We start from the raw sequence: 2,192 nt of genomic DNA, 5'->3' as shown, positions 1-2,192 counted from the left end.
GCTGCTCGGCGCGGCGGACACCGGGCGGCTGCGCGCAGGGCTGCGCGCCGTGACGGTGAAGTACGCCCACGAGCGGCCCGGGTTCGAGCGTGCCTTCGACGCGTTCTTCGGCCTCGTCGCCGCGGACGGTCCCGGCGCGGCCGGCGGCTCGGGGCCCGCCCTGCGCGAGCCCGGCGGCGACGGCCTGCCCGGGGACCTGGACCTCACCGAGGACGACGACCCGCTGGGCCGCTACGCCGGCTACGACCCGGGCGCCGCCGAGGTGGGCGACCTGCTCGACGCGCCGGAGCAGGAGAAGGGGTTCGACCCCCACCGCGACGACGACGACGCCTCGCTGGGCGGCTCGGACAAGGACCTGTCGGTCTCCTCCGGCGAGGACCGGGGCCGGCGCGGCACGACCTACACCGTCGACCTCGAACGCGCCGGGGCCGCGGTCGGCCGGGAGCTCACCTCCGGGGCCACCACGCAGGCGTCGGGCGAGATCGCCTTCGACGACCCGGAGGCGATCCTGGCCTGGCTCGCGGAGTACGACCCGCACGCCGTCTACGCCGACGGTCCCGACGGCGAGGACCTCTCGCAGATCCAGCTCGACCGGCTCGTCGACGCGATCACCGACTTCGTCGCCCAGCTGGCCGAGCGGGTCGCGACCACCGGGGCCGAGGGCCCGGAGACCGGGGCCGGCGGGAACACGCTGGACTCCGCGGACATGGCACAGGCCTGCCACGAGCTGCTGCACCGGATGCGCGGCGCGCCGCGCCGGGTGCCCCGCGAGCACGCGCACGGTCCGCTCGACGTGCGGCACACGGTCCGGCGCAGCATGCGCAGCGACGGCGTCCCGTTCCACCTGCACCACCGCGCGAAGGTCCCCGACCGGGTGCGGCTGCTGGTCGTCGCGGACGTGTCGCTGTCGGTGCGGTCGATCACCGCGTTCGTGCTCCGGCTCGCCCGCACCCTGCACCGGCAGGCGTTCCGCTGCCGGGTGCTCGCCTACGTCGACACCCCGGTCGAGGTCACCGACCTGTTGATGGCCGCGCACGACGACCACGCACTGGCCGCCGTGCTCGCGGCGCCCGGCATCGACCTGGACGCCACCAGCGACTACGGGCGGGTGCTCCGGACCCTGAACGAGGACTTCGCCGACGCCGTCGACTCCCGGACCGCCGTCCTGTTCGTCGGGGACGGCCGGTCCAACGGCCTCCCGCCCGGGACCGACGAGCTGCGCCGCCTCGCCCGCCGCGCGTACCGGGTCGGGTGGATCACCCCGGAGCAGCGCCGCTACTGGGACCAGGCGTCCTGCGCCATGGGCGAGTACGAGGAGGTCCTCGACCACGTGCTGGTCGCCCGCGACGCCGACGAGCTGCTCGCCGGGGCGGGCGAGCTGGGGCACGCCCTGTCCTGAGCGGTGCTCAGCCCTCGCGCAGCGACCGGCGCGGGATGTCCGGGGCGGCCGCGCCCGCGGCGTCGCGGGGCATCCGCCGTGCGAACGTGACGACGGCGTCGGTCAGCGCGTCGAGCCGGTCGCGGACGCCGTCGTCGACGAGCGCGCCGCCGTCGAAGTGGGTGTTGTTCGCGTACACCGCGCCGGGGACCGCCCAGGCCCGGAAGAACCCGACGAGCGGCTTGAGCTCGTGCTCGACCGCGAGGAAGTGGTGGTCGGTGCCCCCGGTCGCGACGAGCCCGACGGGCTTGCCCGCCAGTGCGTCGTTGGGGAGCACGTCGAACAGGTTCTTCAGCCGGCCCGTGTAGCTGCCGCGGTACATCGGGGTGCCGACGACGAGCGCGTCCGCCGCGACGACCCGGTCGATCACCGCGCGGGTGTCGCCGGTGTAGTCGGCGGGGTCGCGGCCGTCGGAGAAGACGACGTCGTGGTCGCGCAGGGCGAGCAGCTCAGCCGACACATCGTCGTGCGCGGCCGCCCTGGCCACCGCCAGTTCCAGCAGCAGCGCGGTCTTCGACGGGTCGGACGGGCTGCCGGAGATCGCGAGGAGGTCCATCCCGGCGACTCTAACCGTCACCCGACCCGGCACCCTGGTGTCGTGCAGCTGAGCCGTCGTTCGTTCCTGCGGGCCGCCGGTGCGTCCGCGGCGCTCGCGGGGATCCCGGCTCTCGCGGCGTGCGGCGCGCCGGCCGACGCGGCGTCGCCGCGGCTGGTCACCTCGTTCGCCGGGACCGGCCCGCTCGGGGCACCCGAC

Annotated in this window: 2 protein-coding genes; one reads left to right on the top strand and one right to left on the bottom strand. The window is 75.7% G+C overall.

Annotation, left to right across the window (positions count from 1 at the left end; translation table 11 throughout):
• Positions 1–1,399: MadC family VWA domain-containing protein (locus GTW08_RS07610; protein WP_161151661.1), on the top strand; the 1,399-nt coding region annotated here is incomplete at its 5' end.
• A 7-nt stretch (positions 1,400–1,406) separates the two neighbouring features.
• Here GTW08_RS07610 and GTW08_RS07605 read toward each other — a convergent pair.
• Positions 1,407–1,994 (bottom strand): NADPH-dependent FMN reductase, encoded by a 588-nt coding sequence (locus GTW08_RS07605; protein ID WP_073576623.1) that lies wholly within the window; start codon positions 1,992–1,994, stop codon positions 1,407–1,409.
• Positions 1,995–2,192 lie beyond the last annotated feature (198 nt).

Source organism: Pseudonocardia sp. SID8383, assembly GCF_009864975.1.
In the GTDB taxonomy this organism is placed as follows: Bacteria; Actinomycetota; Actinomycetes; order Mycobacteriales; family Pseudonocardiaceae; genus Pseudonocardia; species Pseudonocardia alni.
This window is presented reverse-complemented; position numbering and strand designations above follow the sequence as displayed.